Raw genomic sequence first — 17,015 nt, 5'->3', positions numbered from 1 at the left:
TTCCGCATGCGCGAAGGCACGAAGCGGGCGGGGGCGGCGGGATTCCTGCTCCTGCTCGTCCTCGCGCTGCCGGTCCCGCCCGCCCGGGCGGATGCCGACAGGGCCCGGGCCGACCGGTTCTGCGAAAAGGCCGAGGCCGCCGAGCGGGATGCCGGAGTCGCCGACCGGGAATCCGAAAAGCGCCGGCGGTTCCTGACGGGCAAGGGCGGTATTGCACCCGGGACCACGTCCGCTCCGAAAGTCGACACGTCCGTCGCCCGGCAGTCCATCAAGGCCCAGACCGCGCAGGCCCGGGCGATCCTCGCGCAGCTCCGGCAGGGCGCGGAATCCGCCACCCGGGACCGGGGAATCGTCCCCGGCCTCGCCCAATACTTCAACCAGATGGAAAGCAGCCTCGGCCGGATGCTCCAGGCGGTCGACGCCTGCCTCGACAATCCCGGCGCCTGCAACATCCCGGCGACCGTTTGTCCCCCGCCCCCCCCAATGCCGTCCTTCAGCCACTCGGGCAGCGCCGAGTTCATCCGGCAGGTCCAGCAGACCTATGCCCAGGCGGCGAACCAGGCTCGCCAGTCCTGCCTGGATCTGAGCGGAGGGGTACGGGGAGAGGTCGAACGCCTCAAGCGGGAGGGCCGGGCTTCGGCGGCAGGCGCGGGGAGCGCCGGAAACGAACCGGCGGAACGCTTCGGGGAGGTGGACCTTCAACTGCGCCGGGCCGAAACGCTTCGGCGGGAAGCGCAGCAGGATCGGCAGGAGGCCGACCGGGCATCGGGCGTGCGGGGTTACTGCGCCATCCGGTCGCGTCATCGGACGGATGCGCCGAAGGCCCGGGCCGCGGTGGCCGCCCTCCGCGCCGCCGGAACGCGGGAGCGGAAGCCCGACCGGGAAATTCCCATCGAAGGGAAGGTCGTCGACCTCAAGGCGGGATGGGAGCAGCCGTGGGAAAAGGGGACGCGCCTGGAGGCGCCCGGCGTGCCGCTTCCGAAAGTGTCCGTTTGGGCGAACGGCGAAGCGGGGCCTGCCTCGACCGGCGATCCGGAGGGCGAGGGCGGGTCCTGGTGGCGGGACAAGGCGAAGGCCGGCGGCACCGCGTTCTTCGGGTTGGGCGGCGGGCCCGGGCCGGACAAGACGATTCTCCAGCCGGAGCCGGGGAACGACCCGATGGTGGTCGACCTCCGCCACCTCCGGCAAGCGTCCACCACGGTCCAGGCGGTCGAGACGGCGACGGCCGAACAGGTGCCGGCACTGTTGGATAAGGCGCTGGGCGCCGCGACCGGCGAGATTTCCGAACCCCCCGCCGGAACCGTCGCGCCCGCCGTCGACGAGAAGGGGCTCCATGCGTTCCGGAAGGTCCACGACGAATACGCCTGGGCGCGCGACGCCCTCGCGAAGAGCGAGGCCGCGCTGAAGGAGGCGAGGGCGCGGAAGAAAGGTGGCGGGCCCGAAGTTGACGCCGCGTGGGAGAAGGCGAGGTCGGCGCACGACGCCGCGAAAAAGCGTGCCGGCGAGTCGAGGGAGGAAGCGGTCCGCGTCCTGCGCGCCCTCGGCGCCGGCAAGGACCCTGAGTCGTTCCGTCCGCCGGTCCCCTCCATCCCATCCCTGCGCGAGGAGACGTGGCTCGAGATGCAGAAGCGGATGATGGCCGAGCGGGCGGCATACGACGCCCGCCAGGTGCGCACGCAGAAGGAACTGCTCTCGGCGGTCCCGCCATTGAAGAAGTCTTTCGAGAAGGTGCACGAGATGGTTGTCCTCGGGTTCGGCACAGACAACAACGACGCGAGTCGGATGATGACGAACGGCGTCAGCCCCTGGAGCGGGAAGACGTACGCGAGCATGAACGAAGCAGCGAAGAAGGCCGGCGCGGAAGGCAAGGACGGAGTCGGCGGCGCGGTCGTCGTCTCGTTCGGCATGGACAAGGAAAAGGAGTACCGGGCAGGCTACGGCCTGACCGAGTCGGGACGCATCGTCGGCGACCACCTCACCGACGGGGCGATCTCCCTGAACACCCCCCAGGCCCGCAAGGCGCTCGAGCAGGTCTCGGGGAAGGAGTGCGACAGGCTCGTCGCCCACAGCAACGGAGCGACCGTCGCCGAAGCGCTGATACGGGAAGACCTCGTCCGGGTGAACGAGCTGGACATCGTCGGCGGCGACCTGTCGCTGGCGAAGAGCGGCCATTACCAGGAGCTGGTCGATTCCGGAAAGGTGAAGCGGGTCGTCGTCTGGGTCAACCTGAACGATCCCGTTCCCTGGGGGACGAGCATCGCCCCGGCGGAGTTGATGGCGAGCGGCGCCGACGCGATGGAGTCGATGGCGAGGAAGGTCGTCGGCGTACCATCCTCGGGCGTCGACTATCGGTTCATGTGGGGCGCCGACTACCGGATCCTGGGCAAGCCGGACGGCGTCATCGGCAGCGGGAAACGGATGGCCGAGACGCTCATCGCCCCCCACTATGTCGAGTCGTCGTACTTCCCCGGCATCGCGAACGAACTGGGCGTCGACGGCTACACCCTCCCGGCCCGGGTGCGCGACGACAAGCCAAAAGAGGTCAAGGGCAGATGATCTGCATACGCCGAGCCTGGATCGTGTTCGCCTTGCCGGCGCTGACGGTCCTTTTCGGGATGCCGACCGGGTCGTTCGCCGCGCCGCGTGTCGAGGCCCGGAAAGTGCTCGATACCGCCACGCTCGGCGATCCCCTCGCCTTCGACGTCGGTCCGGGAGGCGCCGTTCTTTTTCTCACCCGCGACAACGTGTTCGAAGCCGGATCGGGGAAGTCTCTCTTCGGGGAGCCGCTTGTGAATCCCGCATGGCTCGGCTTCGCGGGCGGTAAACTCCAGTTGATTTCGGGCGGCGCGCTCTTCGTCGTGGACGGAGGAAAGCCGAGGCAGCTCATCGAGGTTCCCTTGGAAAAGAGCGTCTTCGCTTCCGAAGGCGAGCGGACCTTCATCAGCGGCGTCACGTCGTCCGGCAAGCCGGTCCTTTACATCTACAAGGAAGGCTCGGGGCACAAACCGCTGCTCGAGCTCGACGCCCCGATCGACGCGATGGCGCTCGCGCAGGGAGCGCTGTATTTTTCCGCCGGTTCCAGGATCTATACCCTCCGGGAGGGCGGCCCCGCTAGGCTCCTCGCGCATCTTCCCGGCTTTTCTCACATTCGTTCCCTGGCGGTGGACGGCCGGGACGGCGTGCTCTATTTCTCCGACGGCGACCACCTTTACGCCGTTCGCGGGAAGGACTTCGGCATCGTCCGGCGAGGCGTCGGGGGGATGCTTCGCTGGCGGGACGGAAGCCTCTATATCCTTTCCGCGCGCGATCACGTCCTGCTCCGGATGGACGGCCTGCCCGAGGCGCTTGCCTCCGCAGGGACGCTCGTTCCGCCCGAGGACCCTTGCCGGCCGCCCGTCCTGTCGCTCTACTGCGAGGCGGAAGAGAAGCGGGCGTTCTTCAAGGCGTTCGCGACGCTTGAAGGCTCGCTCGAACCCGGGGACGTCGCATCGCGAAACGATCTCGCCGCCGGTATGGCGGAGCAGAAAAAGGAGTTTGAGCGGATCCGCGCCGGGCTCGGGAAAGAAGCGGTATCGGGCGCGCAGGCGGCCCTGTGGGGCGGCGGTCTCGAACCGAAGACGATTCGCGCCGGCTTCTTGATCGCGACGGAGGAGAAAGGCGTCGGGATCTCCCTGTGGGACGGCAGCGGCATCCGGATCGGCCCCGACTCGAAGGCGGTCCTCGATGCGTGCGGGCCGTCGGGCGAATGCCGGCTGACGCTAGGGAACGGCCTTCTCTATTTCGAGCCGTATGTGCCGCCGGTCGAGGGAATGCCGCCCCCGGCAAATCGGGATTACGAGGTCGCCATTGAGGCGGTGCGCCTGCGGTTCGGCGCGGCGCGGTTTGCGGCCTTCGTCTCGGGGGGCACGGCCACCGTCGCCGTCCTCGATGGCCGTGTGAAGGCGGTGACCCGGGAGGGCGAGACGGTGATCGTCTCATCCGGCGAGACGTTCGAGGTGAAGCGAGGCGAGCATCCCGGAAATCCCGTGCCGGCCGATCTGGATCGACTCAACAAATGGTGGGAGGAGATCCGATGACGCGTTGCTTGCGGGGGCGTTCCGCCATGATGGCCGCGCTGCTTCTCGCTGTGGCGGGAGGCTGCTCGTACAATTTCAACTTCGTATACAAGCCCCCCGCGCCGGTGGCCGGCGTTCGGAAACTTCCGGTGAAGGTGGCGGTCCTCCCCTTCAAGGACGGAACCGAGGATTTCACGAGGCGCGGCTCGGTCCTGAACGGGGGCTACTTCAACCTCGCGAAATCCGGCTATTCCGGGATGATCGAGGCGCTTCCCCCCCCGGTATGGGCGAAGTTCTTCGCCGACGACCTGGCGGCTTCGGGCAACTTCCGGTCGGCCAGGTTCGTTTCCGACGTATCGGAAGCAGCCGACGACGAAGTGATCGTCGAGGGAACCGTCACGAAGGCGTACTTTGCGATCCACAGGACCGACCCGAGCCGGTTTGCCGTTGCCCTGAACGCAAGGGTCGGCGGGCAGGGCAAGCCGTTCTGGGAGAAGCCGGTTTCGCGCGAGATGGCGCTCGGCAAGAAATACGGGGCGGGGTGCGGCTTATCCGTCCAGTGCTCGCTCGACCTGGTCCACGGGCATCACAACCGGATGATGCAGGAACTCTTTGCGGAAGCCCGGGCGGGCCTTGTCGAGAAGCTGGCGTCCCTTTCCGGTAGCCTGCCCGGGGATGTTGTGCCGCCCTCCGCCATCGCACCCGTGCAACCGCAGTCTCACGAGTCGGTGGACGGAGAGATTGATCGGATTCTCAAGGGAAACTGAAATAAGAACATTGAGAGGGATGGGCCGATGAAGCGATATCTTGTTGCCGCGGTGATCCTGTTGATGATCGCGGGTTGCGCACCGATCGCGACGTTCGTCTACAAGCCGGCTGCATCTCCGGCGGGCGAGACGAAGTTGCCGGTGAAGGTCGCAGTGCTCCCGTTCCAGGACGCCACGGAGGATTTCACGACGCGTGGAAGCCTCTTCGTCCCGTCCGGGTTGACGCTCAACCTCGTGAAAGCCGGCATCCCCGGCACCGCAAGCGCCCTGACGCCGGAGCTGTGGGGGAAAGCCTTTGCCGACGACCTGACGGCCTCGGGGGACTTCCGGTCGGCCGGCTTCTTTTTCAACTTGTCGGAGCTGGTGGACGAAGATCTCTATATCGAGGGGACGGTGAGGAAGGCCTACGGCATCGGAACCTGGGACCAGCCGACCGAAATCGCGCTTGCCTTCCGCGCGCTGCGGAAGGCGGACAACCGGGTGGTCTGGGAAAAGGGAGTCGCGCGGGTGTGGACCCCGAGGATAAAACGGAATTGCGGGTTCGGACTAAAGTGCGTGATCGACCAGCGATACGAGGATATCAACCGGGCGATGCAGGAGCTCTTCGCGGAGGCCCGGACCGATTTCGTGCGGACGCTGGCGCGTCTCCCGGGGAGCCGGGTCGGGGAAGACGGGGCTTCGCAAGCCGAATCGCCTGCGACGCCGCCATCCTCGGGATCGGTGTACGAGACGATCGAAGGGATCCTGAAAGGAAATTGAGATGGAAACCGGGAGGACTAAATTGTCGATGAAGAGCTGCCTTGTTGCCGGATTGGTCCTGTGGGTGCTGGCAGGCTGCTCGGTCAACGACCGGTTCGTGTTCAAGCCGGGAATGCCTCCGGTGGCGGGGGCGAAGCTGCCGATGAAGGTTGCGGTCCTTCCGTTCGGTGACGGCACCGAGGACTTCACGCAGCGTGGAGGATTCCTGGTCGATCAGAAAAACCTGATCTTCAACCTCGCGAAGACCGGCTACAGCGGTTTCATCACCGCCCTCCCGCCGGAACTGTGGGCGAAGGCCCTTGCCGAAGACCTGGCCGCCTCCGGAATCTTCCGGGAGGTCCGGTTCGTCTACAGCCCTTCCGAACTGGTGGACGAAGAGATCAGCATCGAGGGGACGGTCGAGAAGGCTTACGCCTTCGGGGCGTTCTACACGCCGAACCGGTTTGCGCTCCGCCTCCGCGCCTCGTGGAGGAAGGACCGTAAACCGTTCTGGGAAAAGGGGGTCGAAAGGGTCTGGAATACCGATGAGGCGGCTTTCACCCGATGCGGGATCAGCAGGCAATGCATCGCGGATGAAAGCCACGCGGAGGTGAACCGGGTGATGCGCGAGCTCTTCGCGGAGGCAGGGTCCGACCTCGCCAGGACGCTTGCGTCACTTCCGGGCGGCCAGACGGGCGGGGATGAACGCACGCCCGCTGCAACGCCCGCGCAGTCGCCGGTCCCGGGATCGGTGGACGAGACGATCGAAGCAATCCTCAAGGGGAAATGATGAAGCGAATACCGATTGTCGCGTTGGGGCTGATATTGCTGTCGGGTTGTTCGACCAACTCGACGTTCGTCTACAAGCCGGTCGGCTCGGTAGAGGGCTGGACGAGGTTGCCGGTGAAGGTCGCGGTCCTGCCCTTCAAGGACGGCACCGAGGATTTCACGAAGCGCGGAAGCGTGCTCGCCCCGGAAACCCTCTTCTACAACATGGCGAAAGCGGGGATCGGCGGCCAGATGACCGCCCTGACGCCGGACCTGTGGGCGAAGGCCTTTTCCGACGAATTGGCGGCCTCGGGCGGCTTTCAGGCGGTCCGATTCGTTTTCGGCCCCTCCGAACTGGTGGACGAAGAGCTGGCCATCGATGGAACGCTGGAAAAGGCCATCATCGCAGGCGCCTGGACCTCGTCGAACGAATTCGCGATCCGCATGCGGGCCGTGCGTCGTGCGGACAACCGGCCGGTCTGGGAGAAGGAAGTCGCAAGGAGCTGGAAAAATTCAGCCGCCACGCTCTACGAAGGATGCGGCCCGTTCTCGATCCAGTGCATGGTGGACCGGCATCACGCGGATGCGAACCGGGTGATGCAGGGGATGTTCGCGGAGGCAACGGCGGATCTCATGGGGACGCTTGCCGCCACTTCGGGAAGCCGGGGCGGAGCGAAAGAACGGCCACCCGCGGCTTCGCCCAGGCCGGCGTCGTCTCCGGAATCGGTCGATGGGGAGATCGAGCGGATCCTGAAGGACTAGTCCGGCCTGGAGAGCTCGCTTTCGATCATGCAGTCGTCTCGCCAGATGCAGGCGGCCTGGTCGCAATACGACGCCGAGGCCGAGCCGTAGCAATCGAAATTTCCCTCCGACCGCTGGATCGCGCGAATGAGGTCGGCCTTGCCCATGCGGGCGGATTTGATCCCTTTCTCTTTCGCGACCGTGCGCACGTCCTGGATTTTCATCGATCCTCCTGTGAACGGCAGATTGCGTCCTTGCCGGGACGGAAGCCGGGGGACGAAAATGATTGTATGCCAAGTCCCGGAGGGGAGAAATGCCCGTGAAAAAGTTATTGTTCCTGGCGTTCCTGATATCGACGGTGGCCTTCGCCTATGCGGATGCGTTCGAGAAGCCGGCGGCGCTCGCGGGGCGGAAGGAGGTCAAGGCCGCCTTCGACTTCACCGAGGGAAGCGCCAGGGTGCTGCTCACCAAGCTCGAGACCGTCGACGAGACGCGCCGGTCTCTCCTTGCGCAGGGCATCCGGCCGCGCCTCGTCCTGGCCTTCCGGGGCGGCGCCACGCGCCTTGTGCAAACAGACCCGGAGATGATCCGGGACGAAGACCGGGAGATCGCCGCCCGGATCGAAAAGAAGATCGCTGAGCTGGCCCGCTCAGAGGGGGTGGAAGCTCTGGAGCAGTGCGCCGTCGCGATCCGCCTCCAGGGGACGAGTGCGGAGAAGGTGCTCCCGGGGATCAAGGTCGTCGAGAACGGATGGATCTCCCTGATGGCCCTCCAGGCCCGGGGCTACGCCTACATCTATCCCTAGCCGCATCGCCTCCGTGGGCACCGAAATCCTCGGGGAGGATGGCCCATTCGTGACATGATCATTCCCTCCCTTCGGTAACTCGTACCGACGACCCCGGCCAACTGCCTTGCAGCGGTTTGCGCACGCAACCCAGTAAAGGACAAATAGTGGGCCAAGCCGTTCTGATCGGTTATTTCGCCAGACAGGAGGAAGCCCGCAGCGCCCTTCGGGAACTCGCGGGCCGGGGCTATCGACGCGCCGCCCTGATCCACATGGGGACGGACGGCGAGGTCCGGATCAATCGTTCGTGGTACCGGGTGTCGCCGGAAGTCTTGCGGGATCAAGCGCGTCGTCTCGTGTCGGGGGAAACCGCACTGATTCTCGAGGCGCCCGTCGAATCGTTGCAGCGACCGGTGGCATTGCTGCGGGAAAAAGGCGACATCCCTCCGACGCTGTTCATCCTGCACCCCGTGCTCGAGCGGCGGACGGAACCCCGTTCTTCCGGGGGCAGGCTATCCCCGGCGCAGGTTCTTGATCATTCCCGGCGCCATGCCCGGGAGCAGCAGGTGGATCCGAAACCGCCGCATACGGCCGAGCTTCTCCGGCGCATGAAGCTTTCCCGTCAAAGGGTCCGCCGGATCTGTGCGGATCTCGCCGCGGCGAGTCGTCTGGAACAGAAAGCCACGCCGGCCGCCGACTGGATCCTCGACAACGAGTACATCCTGGAGGGGACCGCCCGCGATGTCCTGCTGAACCTCCCCCTGCGTTTTTACCGGCAGCTGCCCACGCTGGCTTCCGATCCCCACCGGGGGCTTCCGTGCATCTACGGGCTGGCCAAAAATATCGTTTCCCACACGGAGATGCGGCTGGACCGGGAGAATATCCTGGCGTTCATCGGCGCTTTCCAGGACGTCCGGCACTTGACGATCGGCGAGCTCTGGGCGATTCCCCAGATGCTGCGCATCGCGCTGGTCGAAAGCATCGAGAGCCTGGCGGTCACCGCGCTTTCGGACCTGCACGAACGACAGCTCGCCGACTTCTGGGCGAACCGCCTGATCGCCGCCAACCGCCGCGATTCCAACCGGCTCTTCGTGATCCTTGCGGAACTTGCGAACGCGGAACCGTCTCCCAGCCCCTATTTCGGGTCGCAGCTGGTCGGCCTGCTCTACGACGAGGCGGCTGTGCTGGCGCCGGTCCGGAGCTGGCTGGAGCGCACTCTCAAGACCCCCCTGCACGACCTGACGCTGCGCGAGCAGAACCGGCAGACCAGCGAGCAGCTGTCCTGCGGGAATGCGTTCACAAGCCTGCGCCGGCTCGCTCTGATGGATTGGCGGAAGATCTTCGAGCAGCTCTGTCGGGTGGAGCACGTGCTCCGCGGCGATCCGTCCGGCGTCTACGCCGGGATGGATTTCGCGACGCGGGACCAGTGCCGGCGCGCGGTCGAAGCGCTTGCCCGGGCTACCGGCATGGCCGAGGAGCGGGTCGCCGAGGCCGCGGTCGCCCAGGCGGCGAAGGCAAAGCAGGAATCGGCGACCGACGAACGGCGCATCCACGTCGGCAGCTGGCTGATCGGGGAAGGACGCGCCGAGCTGGTCCGACAGCTCGGCGGCCGCGAATCGCTTCGTCCCCGGGCATTCGGCTGGATTCGTCGACACCCCGGCGCCGTCTATTCCCTCGGCATCGCCGGTTTCTCGGCGCTGTTCGTTTCCCTGATCCGGGCCTGGTCGGAAGGCCTTCCATGCCTCGTGCTGCTGCTCTTGCTGATTCCGGTCAGCCAGCTGGCGATCGAGGTGGTCAACTATCTGATCACGCGACTCCTGCCGCCCCTGACCTTGCCGAAGATGGATTTCGAGGAATCGGGGATTCCGGATGCGTTTCGCACGCTGGTGGTCGTGCCGATGATGCTCTCGAACCCGGAGACGGTGCGCGCCGAGGTGGAGAAGCTGGAAATCCGTTTCCTGGCGAACAAGGAAGCGAACCTGCTCTTCAGCCTGTTCACCGACTACACCGATTCCGCGACGCCCTCGCGCGACGACGACAGCCGACTGCTCGAGACCGCGGTCGCGAGCCTGTCGGAGCTCAATCGACGCCATGGCGGCGAGCGCTTCTTCCTCTTCCACCGGGAACGCCGCTGGAGCGAATCCGAGCAGAAATACATCGGATGGGAGCGCAAACGCGGGAAGCTCGAGGAACTGAACCGGCTGATCGACGGCACGCGTCCGGTATCCTCCCCGCGCATGGTCTACGTGGGCGAGGCGGATCGCCTGGCGGACGTTCGTTTCGTCATCACCCTGGACAGCGACACCCAGCTGCCGCACGGCGCGGCCCGCAGGATGATCGAGACGCTGGCGCACCCCTTGAACCAGCCCCGCTTCGGCGCGGACGGAAGCATCGAGGCCGGCTCCTACACCATCATCCAGCCGCGGGTGAGCCCGACGCTGCCGAGCACGAGCGCCTCGACCTTCAGCCGGCTGTTCAGCGACGCGGTCGGGATCGATCCCTATACCCAGGCGATCTCGGATGTCTATCAGGATCTGAGCGGCGAGGGCTCCTACCACGGAAAGGGAATCTACGACGTCCGCGCCTTCAGCCGCGTGCTGTCGGAGCGATTCCCCGAGGGAAGAATTCTGAGCCACGACCTGATCGAGGGGGCGCATGTCCGGGTCGGGCTGGCCAGCGATATCGAGCTCTTCGACGAATTTCCGCAGGGCTACCAAAGCTACAGCAGCCGGGCCCATCGCTGGATTCGCGGCGACTGGCAGATCGCCGGGTGGATCTTTCCCCGGGTTCCGGATGCTTCCGGCGGCCGCGTGCGAAACCCGCTCTCCATGCTCGACCGCTGGAAGATCATCGACAATCTTCGGCGCAGCGTCCTGCCCGCCGCGAGCCTCGCGCTGCTCGCGACCTCATGGCTCGTCTCGCCGAAGACCGGCGGAATCGCCTCGATGGTGGTCGGTGTCCAGCTTCTCTTCCACCCGCTGTCGCAGCCCTTCACCATGGCGACCACCCGCAAGGGGCTGGCCTACTTTTCTTTGTCGAAGCTTGGGCACGATCTGCTGCGGGCGACGGCCGACGCCGCCCTGCTGCCCCACCAGGCCTCGGTGGCGCTGGATGCGATCGCCCGGGTCGTCTACCGGCGGCACGTCTCCCGGCGCCACCTGCTGGAGTGGGCGGCCCAGGCAAGCCATCTGAGCGCATCCCGCAGGCAGCCGGTCTTCGTCGCGGCGCTTGCGCCGGGAAGTTTCTTCAGCGTCCTCGTGGCGTTGGCCATCCTGCACTTCATGCCGGCCAGCCTTCCGCAGGCCGCCCCCTGGCTGCTTCTGTGGTTTATCTCCCCCTTGCTGGGCCGGCTCCTGAACCGGCCCAGCAAGGGCGAGCCGGGCCTCACGCTCGGGCTGCCGGAGAGGGATCTTCGCTTCCTTCGGCAGGTCGCAAGGCGGACTTGGCGCTATTTCTCGGCGTTTGTCGACGTCGATTCCTCCTGGCTGCCGCCCGACAACTATCAGGTCTCCCACCAGAGCCGGCTGGCCATGCGCACCAGTCCGACCAATATCGGGCTTTGGATGAGCAGCGTCCTGGGAGCCCACGATTCCGGCTACCTGACGCTCGACCAGGTGGTCGAGACGCTGACCCTCACGATGGAGACCATCGTTCGCCTTGAGCGACACGAAGGCCATCTCCTGAACTGGTACGACATCCGGAGCCTGGCGCCGCTCGAGCCGCGCTACGTCTCTACCGTCGACAGCGGGAACCTGCTGGGCGCCTTGTGGGCGCTGGAGCAGGGGCTTGCCGAGCTGGCGCATGCCCCGCTCCTCGCCGGGAATGCCTTTGCCGGCCTTGCCGATACCCTGGATATCCTGAGCCCGGGCCGGGTGGACGCGCCGCCTTTCACGGAGCTGAATGCGCCGCCTGCCGGAATCGCCGCGCTCCTCGGGCTGCAACGGCGGATGCAGGTCGAGCTGGGGGCCGCCGTTGCAGCCGCGGGCGATGCGCGCTGGGCCGCCGAGCTGGACCGGCAGCTTTCCGCCTGGCGCCGGAACAGCGACAGCTACCTGGGCTGGATGGAAATCCTCGCGGAAAAAAGCGCAGATGCGCTGGCCCCGCTGGGGCCGGACGCGCTCGCCGCCATCCAACGGGATCTTTCGCAGGCGCCCTCCCTCTTCGACCTGGCGCAAGATCGGGTCGGCGCGATCACAATGCTTCGCGCGATGCGCGCCGCATCTCCCGAGGATTGCGCATCGATCCGCCCGTGGATCGACCGGGTGATCGACGCCTTCGCCACGTCGCAGTGGCTGGCCGGGGAAACGCTGGGCAAGCTCGAACGTCTGACCCGCGACATCGCCTTGCTTTCGGCCGGAATGGACATGCGGTTCCTCTACGATCCAAAGCGCAAGCTGTTTGCCATCGGCTACAACGTCTCCGAGGCCCGGCTGGACGTTTCCAGCTACGACCTGCTGGCGAGCGAGGCGCGGCTCGGCAGCTTCGTCGCGATCGCCCGGGGCGACGTTCCCATGGAGCACTGGTTCTCGCTGGGGCGTCCCTACGGAGGCATCGGAAAGCGGCGTGTTCTGCTCAGCTGGACCGGGACGATGTTCGAATACCTGATGCCGCTCCTGTTCCAGCGCTCCTACGGCCACTCGCTCCTGGACAAGGCGGCACGCGAAGCGGTGAAGGTCCAGATCGCCTACGGCCGGCAGCGGCGCGTGCCGTGGGGGATTTCCGAGTCTGCCTATGCCGATCTCGACCTGGCCAAGACCTACCAGTACAAGGCCTTCGGCGTGCCGGCGCTCGGCTTGAAGCGCGGCCTCGAGGAACAGCTGGTCGTGGCGCCCTATGCCACCCTGCTGGCGCTGAACCTGGCGCCGGCCGAGTCCGTGGAGAACCTGAGGCGGCTGGGCGGGCTGGGGCTGCTCGGCGATTACGGCTATTTCGAGGCGATGGATTTCAGCCGGCAAACGCAGCGCGAGGGCCGGCGCGGGGTGGTGGTCGAGGCGTACATGGCCCATCACCAGGGGATGGCGTTCCTGTCGCTGACGAACTTCCTGCACGGCAATCCGTTCCCGCGCCGTTTTCATGCCGACCCGCGGGTGCGTGCGTTCGAGGCGCTCCTTCAGGAACGGATCCCGACGCTCCCGCCGCTGCACCTGATCTCGACGCGGACGGGCGAGCCGCTGCTTCCGGGCGGAGAGCCGGTCGCGCCGGCCGGGACCACCTTCGATACGCCTCATACCGCTACGCCCAGGAGCCTGCTGCTCAGCAACGGACGTTACGGGTTGATGATCACCAACAGCGGCGGCGGATACAGCCGGTGGGGGAACATGGAATTGACCCGCTGGCGATCGGATCCGACCTGCGACGCGGGGGGAATCTTCTGCTACATCCACGAGGCCGATACGGATCGCGTCTGGTCCGCCGGCTATCACCCGGTCGGCGGGAAGGCCGACGGGTATTCCGTCGAATTTGCGCCCGACCGGGCCGTCTTTCGCAGGGAAGACCACGGGATCCACACCGAGACCGAGATCATCGTTTCGCCGGAAGACGATGTGGAAGTCCGCCGGATCACCCTGGTCAACCGCTCCACCCAGGTGCGCCGCCTCAACCTGACCAGCTACGTCGAGCTGTCGATGGCGCCGCACAACGCGGACCGGCAGCACCCGGCCTTCAACAAGCTGTTCATCCGGACCGAGGCGCTCCCGGAGCAGCAGGCGCTCCTGGCCTTTCGGAGGGCGCGCAGCGAAGGCGAGCCGCCGCTGTTCGTGGCGCACTGCCTGACGCTCCATCAGGACGGCGTCGATCTTCCACCGGATAGCGGCTGGCAGTTCGAGACCGACCGGGGGCGGTTCATCGGCCGCGGCCGGACGCCGGCGGATCCCATGGGCGCCGTGCAGGATCTCGGCAACAGCCAGGGGTTCGTCCTCGATCCGATGCTCGGCCTTCGGCGGAGCATCACGCTGGAGCCCGGCCGGCGCGCCCGGCTTTCCCTGGTGCTTGCGGCCGGGGCGACCCGCGAGGCGGTCGTGCCGATGATGAACAAGTACAGCGACCCCCATGCGACCGAGCGCGCCCTGGATTTCGCCTGGCGCTCGGCCCAGCAACAGATGCAGATGCTGCACATCCAGCCCGACGAGGCGCGCCGTTTCCAGCAGCTGGCGAGCCACCTTCTGTTTCCGGGGCACCTCCTGCGCGCACCCCCCGAACGGCTTGAAGAAAACCGGAAGGGGCAGGCCGGGCTGTGGCCCTACGCGATCTCGGGCGACCTGCCGATTGCTCTGGTCACCATTGGCGAGGTCCGGGATATCGGGCTTGTCCGCCAGGTGCTGCAGGCGCACACCTATTGGCGGATGCACGGTTTCTCGACCGACCTGGTCATCCTGAACGAGGAGGCCGGGTCCTACGAACGGCCGCTCCAGGAACGGCTGGAGCAGCTGATCCGGCTCCATGCCCTTTCCGGGGCGACCGACCGGGCTGGGGCGATCTTCCTGATGCAGGTGGCGCAGATCCCGGAGGATGACCTGAAGCTCCTCAAGGCCGCGGCCGGCGTCGTGCTGGTGGCGGCGCGCGGCACGCTGCCCCAGCAGCTGGGAGGGCTGGCGGAAGCGCCCGAGCGACCCGAGACGTTGGTCCGGAGACGTCCTTCCCGGGAGCCCTCGGCCCCGCTTCCCTTCATGGAGCTGGACTACTTCAACAGCCTCGGCGGCTTCACGCGGGACGGTCGCGAATACGCGATCTACCTCGGCCCGGGCACCCACACGCCGGCGCCCTGGGTCAATGTCATCGCCAACCCGACCTTCGGCACGCTGGTCAGCGAAACGGGATCCGGCTTCACCTGGTACGGCAACAGCCAGCGCAATCGCCTGTCTTCCTGGTCGAACGACCCGGTGCTGGACCCGGCGTCGGAGGCGCTCTACATCCGCGACGAGGAGAGCGGCAGCTTCTGGTCGCCGACCGCGGCGCCGATCCGTGAGGAAAGCGCATATCGCGCCCGGCACGGGGCCGGCTACACCGTCTTCGAGCACAACAGCCACGGGATCGAGCAGGAGCTGACCGTTTTCGTCCCCGTGGACGACGAAGGGGGAAAGCCCGTCAAGCTTCAGCGGCTGCGGCTCAAGAACGCTTCTTCCAGAAGGCGCAGCCTCTCGGTCACCTATTACACGGACATGACGCTCGGCGAGAACCGCGAGAGCACGCAGATGCATGTCGCGACCCAATGGGACGAGGAATCCTGCGGGCTGTTCGCACGAAACCGGTACAACCCCGACTACGGCGAGCGGGTGGCCTTCGCGGCGATCACCCCCCGGGCCGAATCGTACGGCGGCGACCGCACCGCCTTCATCGGCCGCAACCGTTCGATGACCGACCCGGCGGGCATGGAACAGACCCGCCTGTCGCAACGGACCGGGGCGGGGCTGGACCCGTGCGCCGTGCTCCGCGTCACCATCGAATTGGCTCCGGGCGAGCAGCGGGACATCCACTGTGTGCTGGGCCAGGCGGGGTCCGCTACGGAGGCCCGGGAGCTGTTGGAAGGCTGTCGCGAGGAGATGGCTTTCGAGAGCGCGTTCGATCGGACCCGGGACTGGTGGAACGCCCTGCTCGGCACGGTCGAAGTGCATACGCCCGAACCGTCCGCCGACCTCCTGGTCAATCGCTGGCTCCTGTACCAGGCGTTGAGCTGCCGCATCTGGGGGCGCTCCGCGTTCTATCAATCCGGCGGCGCGTTCGGCTATCGCGACCAGCTGCAGGACGCCCTGGCCTTTCTCCATGCCCGATCCGGCCTGGCGCGCGACCAGATTCTCCTGGCCGCCGGCCGGCAATTCAGGGAGGGGGATGTCCAGCACTGGTGGCATCCGCCGGGCGGCTCCGGGATCCGATCGCGAATTTCCGACGACCTCCTCTGGCTGCCCCACGCCGTCGCGGCTTACGTAAAGACAACCGGAGATATCGACATCCTTGCGGCCGAGGTGCCTTTTCTCGATGCCCCCGCCCTGGCGGAGGGTCAGAACGAGCAGTTCCTGGCGCCGGATACTTCCCGCGAGCGGGGGACGCTCTTCGACCACTGCCGGCGCGCGGTCGCCCGCGGCTTGACAACCGGCCCCCACGGCCTGCCCCTGATGGGGACGGGCGACTGGAACGACGGGATGAACCGGGTGGGTGCCGGGGGAAAAGGAGAGAGCGTGTGGCTGGGCTGGTTCCTGTGCGACGTGTTGCAGGGGATGGCCGAGCTGTCGGGCCTGGTGCGGCAGCCGGAGCTGGCCGAAATCTACCGTGCGGACCGTCTTGCCCTGATCCGGAGGATCGAGCAGGCGGGGTGGGACGGGGAGTGGTATCTGCGGGGCACCTTCGACGACGGAACCCCGCTCGGCTCCGCGGCCAATGCGGAGGCGCGGATCGATTCGCTGCCGCAGTCGTGGGCCTGGCTTTCCGGCGCCGCCGACCCGGCACGCGCTACCCAGGCGCTGGAGTCGGCCTGGCGACAGCTCGTCCGCGAGGATGAAGGGCTGGTGCTGCTCTTTACGCCTCCCTTCGACCGCTCGGACCCCTCCCCCGGATACATCCAGGGGTATCCGCCCGGCGTGCGCGAGAACGGCGGGCAGTATACCCACGCCGCCCTCTGGATGGCCATGGCCATGGCTCGAAAAGGGGACGGGGAACGTGCGGTCGGGGTGCTGCGCATGCTCAACCCGATCGAGCATGCCCGCGATGCGGCCGCAGTCTGGCACTACGGGATCGAGCCGTACGTGGTCGCGGCCGATGTCTACCGCCTGCCCGGACGGATCGGGCAGGGGGGATGGTCCTGGTACACCGGATCGGCGGCCTGGATGTACCGGGCCTGGGTCGAAGAGGTGCTGGGGCTGAAGGTGCAGGCTGGACAGATGCGGATCGATCCGGTCATTCCCGCGTCCTGGCCGGGCTTCAGCCTTCGCTATCGGCACGGTGAATCGGTGTACGAGGTCCAGGTGGAGAATCCGGACGGCATCGGGCGCGGAATCGGCTGGGTCGAACTCGACGGCCGGCGCCTGTCCGGCGACACGATTCCGCTGGAGCGGGGGCTCGTGATCCACCGCGTCGTCGTCCGGCTTGGCGTAACGCCGCGCGATCCTCATCGGATCCGGGATGTAACCTTTTCCTCCGACGCATTGCCTATGCAGGGCAACAGCGAGTGAA

General features: G+C 66.7%; 9 protein-coding genes. 8 read left to right on the top strand and 1 reads right to left on the bottom strand.

Going from position 1 to position 17,015, the window contains the following annotated elements:
* The first annotated feature begins 6 nt into the window (after positions 1–6).
* Genes VGK27_10310 through VGK27_10285 form a run of 6 tightly spaced genes read left to right on the top strand, consistent with a single transcriptional unit; the run spans position 7 to position 7,090 of the window.
* Complete coding sequence (locus VGK27_10310) at positions 7–2,556, top strand: hypothetical protein (protein HEY3490495.1); 2,550 nt, start codon at positions 7–9, stop codon at positions 2,554–2,556.
* Positions 2,553–4,076: a hypothetical protein gene (locus VGK27_10305; protein HEY3490494.1), complete on the top strand. Its 1,524-nt coding sequence runs from the start codon at positions 2,553–2,555 to the stop codon at positions 4,074–4,076. The genes VGK27_10310 and VGK27_10305 overlap by 4 nt, the downstream gene beginning before the upstream one ends.
* Complete coding sequence (locus VGK27_10300) at positions 4,073–4,822, top strand: hypothetical protein (protein ID HEY3490493.1); 750 nt, start codon at positions 4,073–4,075, stop codon at positions 4,820–4,822. The genes VGK27_10305 and VGK27_10300 overlap by 4 nt, the downstream gene beginning before the upstream one ends.
* Before the next feature lie 27 nt (positions 4,823–4,849).
* Complete coding sequence (locus tag VGK27_10295; GenBank protein HEY3490492.1) at positions 4,850–5,581, top strand: hypothetical protein; 732 nt, start codon at positions 4,850–4,852, stop codon at positions 5,579–5,581.
* A gap of 28 nt (positions 5,582–5,609) precedes the next feature.
* Positions 5,610–6,350: a hypothetical protein gene (locus tag VGK27_10290; protein ID HEY3490491.1), complete on the top strand. Its 741-nt coding sequence runs from the start codon at positions 5,610–5,612 to the stop codon at positions 6,348–6,350.
* On the top strand, positions 6,347–7,090 hold the full coding sequence (locus VGK27_10285) for a hypothetical protein (GenBank protein HEY3490490.1): 744 nt from the start codon (positions 6,347–6,349) through the stop codon (positions 7,088–7,090). Before VGK27_10290 ends, VGK27_10285 begins: the two co-directional genes overlap by 4 nt.
* On the opposite strand, the gene VGK27_10280 is transcribed toward VGK27_10285, so the two are convergent.
* Positions 7,087–7,293 carry a hypothetical protein gene (locus tag VGK27_10280; protein HEY3490489.1) on the bottom strand — a complete coding sequence of 69 codons (207 nt, stop codon included), beginning with the start codon at positions 7,291–7,293 and terminating at the stop codon, positions 7,087–7,089. The two genes, VGK27_10285 and VGK27_10280, sit on opposite strands and share 4 nt — an antisense overlap.
* A gap of 95 nt (positions 7,294–7,388) precedes the next feature.
* Here VGK27_10280 and VGK27_10275 point away from each other — a divergent pair, with 95 nt between their 5' ends.
* A complete protein-coding gene (locus VGK27_10275) occupies positions 7,389–7,874 on the top strand; it encodes a hypothetical protein (GenBank protein HEY3490488.1) in 486 nt (161 codons plus the stop codon).
* Between the two features lie 146 nt (positions 7,875–8,020).
* On the top strand, positions 8,021–17,014 hold the full coding sequence (locus tag VGK27_10270) for a glucoamylase family protein (protein ID HEY3490487.1): 8,994 nt from the start codon (positions 8,021–8,023) through the stop codon (positions 17,012–17,014).
* Position 17,015 lies beyond the last annotated feature (1 nt).

The sequence above is a fragment of the Candidatus Deferrimicrobiaceae bacterium genome, assembly GCA_036504035.1.
In the GTDB taxonomy this organism is placed as follows: Bacteria; Desulfobacterota; Deferrimicrobia; order Deferrimicrobiales; family Deferrimicrobiaceae; genus JANXPS01.
The sequence above is the reverse complement of the archived record's forward strand: the minus strand, read 5'-3'. Positions and strand labels throughout refer to the sequence as shown.

Coding starts and splice junctions, on each gene's coding strand:
- VGK27_10300 (HEY3490493.1), top strand. CDS start 4,073: ATGACGCGTTGCTTGCGGGGGCGTTCCGCCATGATGGCCGCGCTGCTT.
- VGK27_10310 (HEY3490495.1), top strand. CDS start 7: ATGCGCGAAGGCACGAAGCGGGCGGGGGCGGCGGGATTCCTGCTCCTG.
- VGK27_10305 (HEY3490494.1), top strand. CDS start 2,553: ATGATCTGCATACGCCGAGCCTGGATCGTGTTCGCCTTGCCGGCGCTG.
- VGK27_10285 (HEY3490490.1), top strand. CDS start 6,347: ATGATGAAGCGAATACCGATTGTCGCGTTGGGGCTGATATTGCTGTCG.
- VGK27_10280 (HEY3490489.1), bottom strand. CDS start 7,293: ATGAAAATCCAGGACGTGCGCACGGTCGCGAAAGAGAAAGGGATCAAA.
- VGK27_10295 (HEY3490492.1), top strand. CDS start 4,850: ATGAAGCGATATCTTGTTGCCGCGGTGATCCTGTTGATGATCGCGGGT.
- VGK27_10290 (HEY3490491.1), top strand. CDS start 5,610: ATGAAGAGCTGCCTTGTTGCCGGATTGGTCCTGTGGGTGCTGGCAGGC.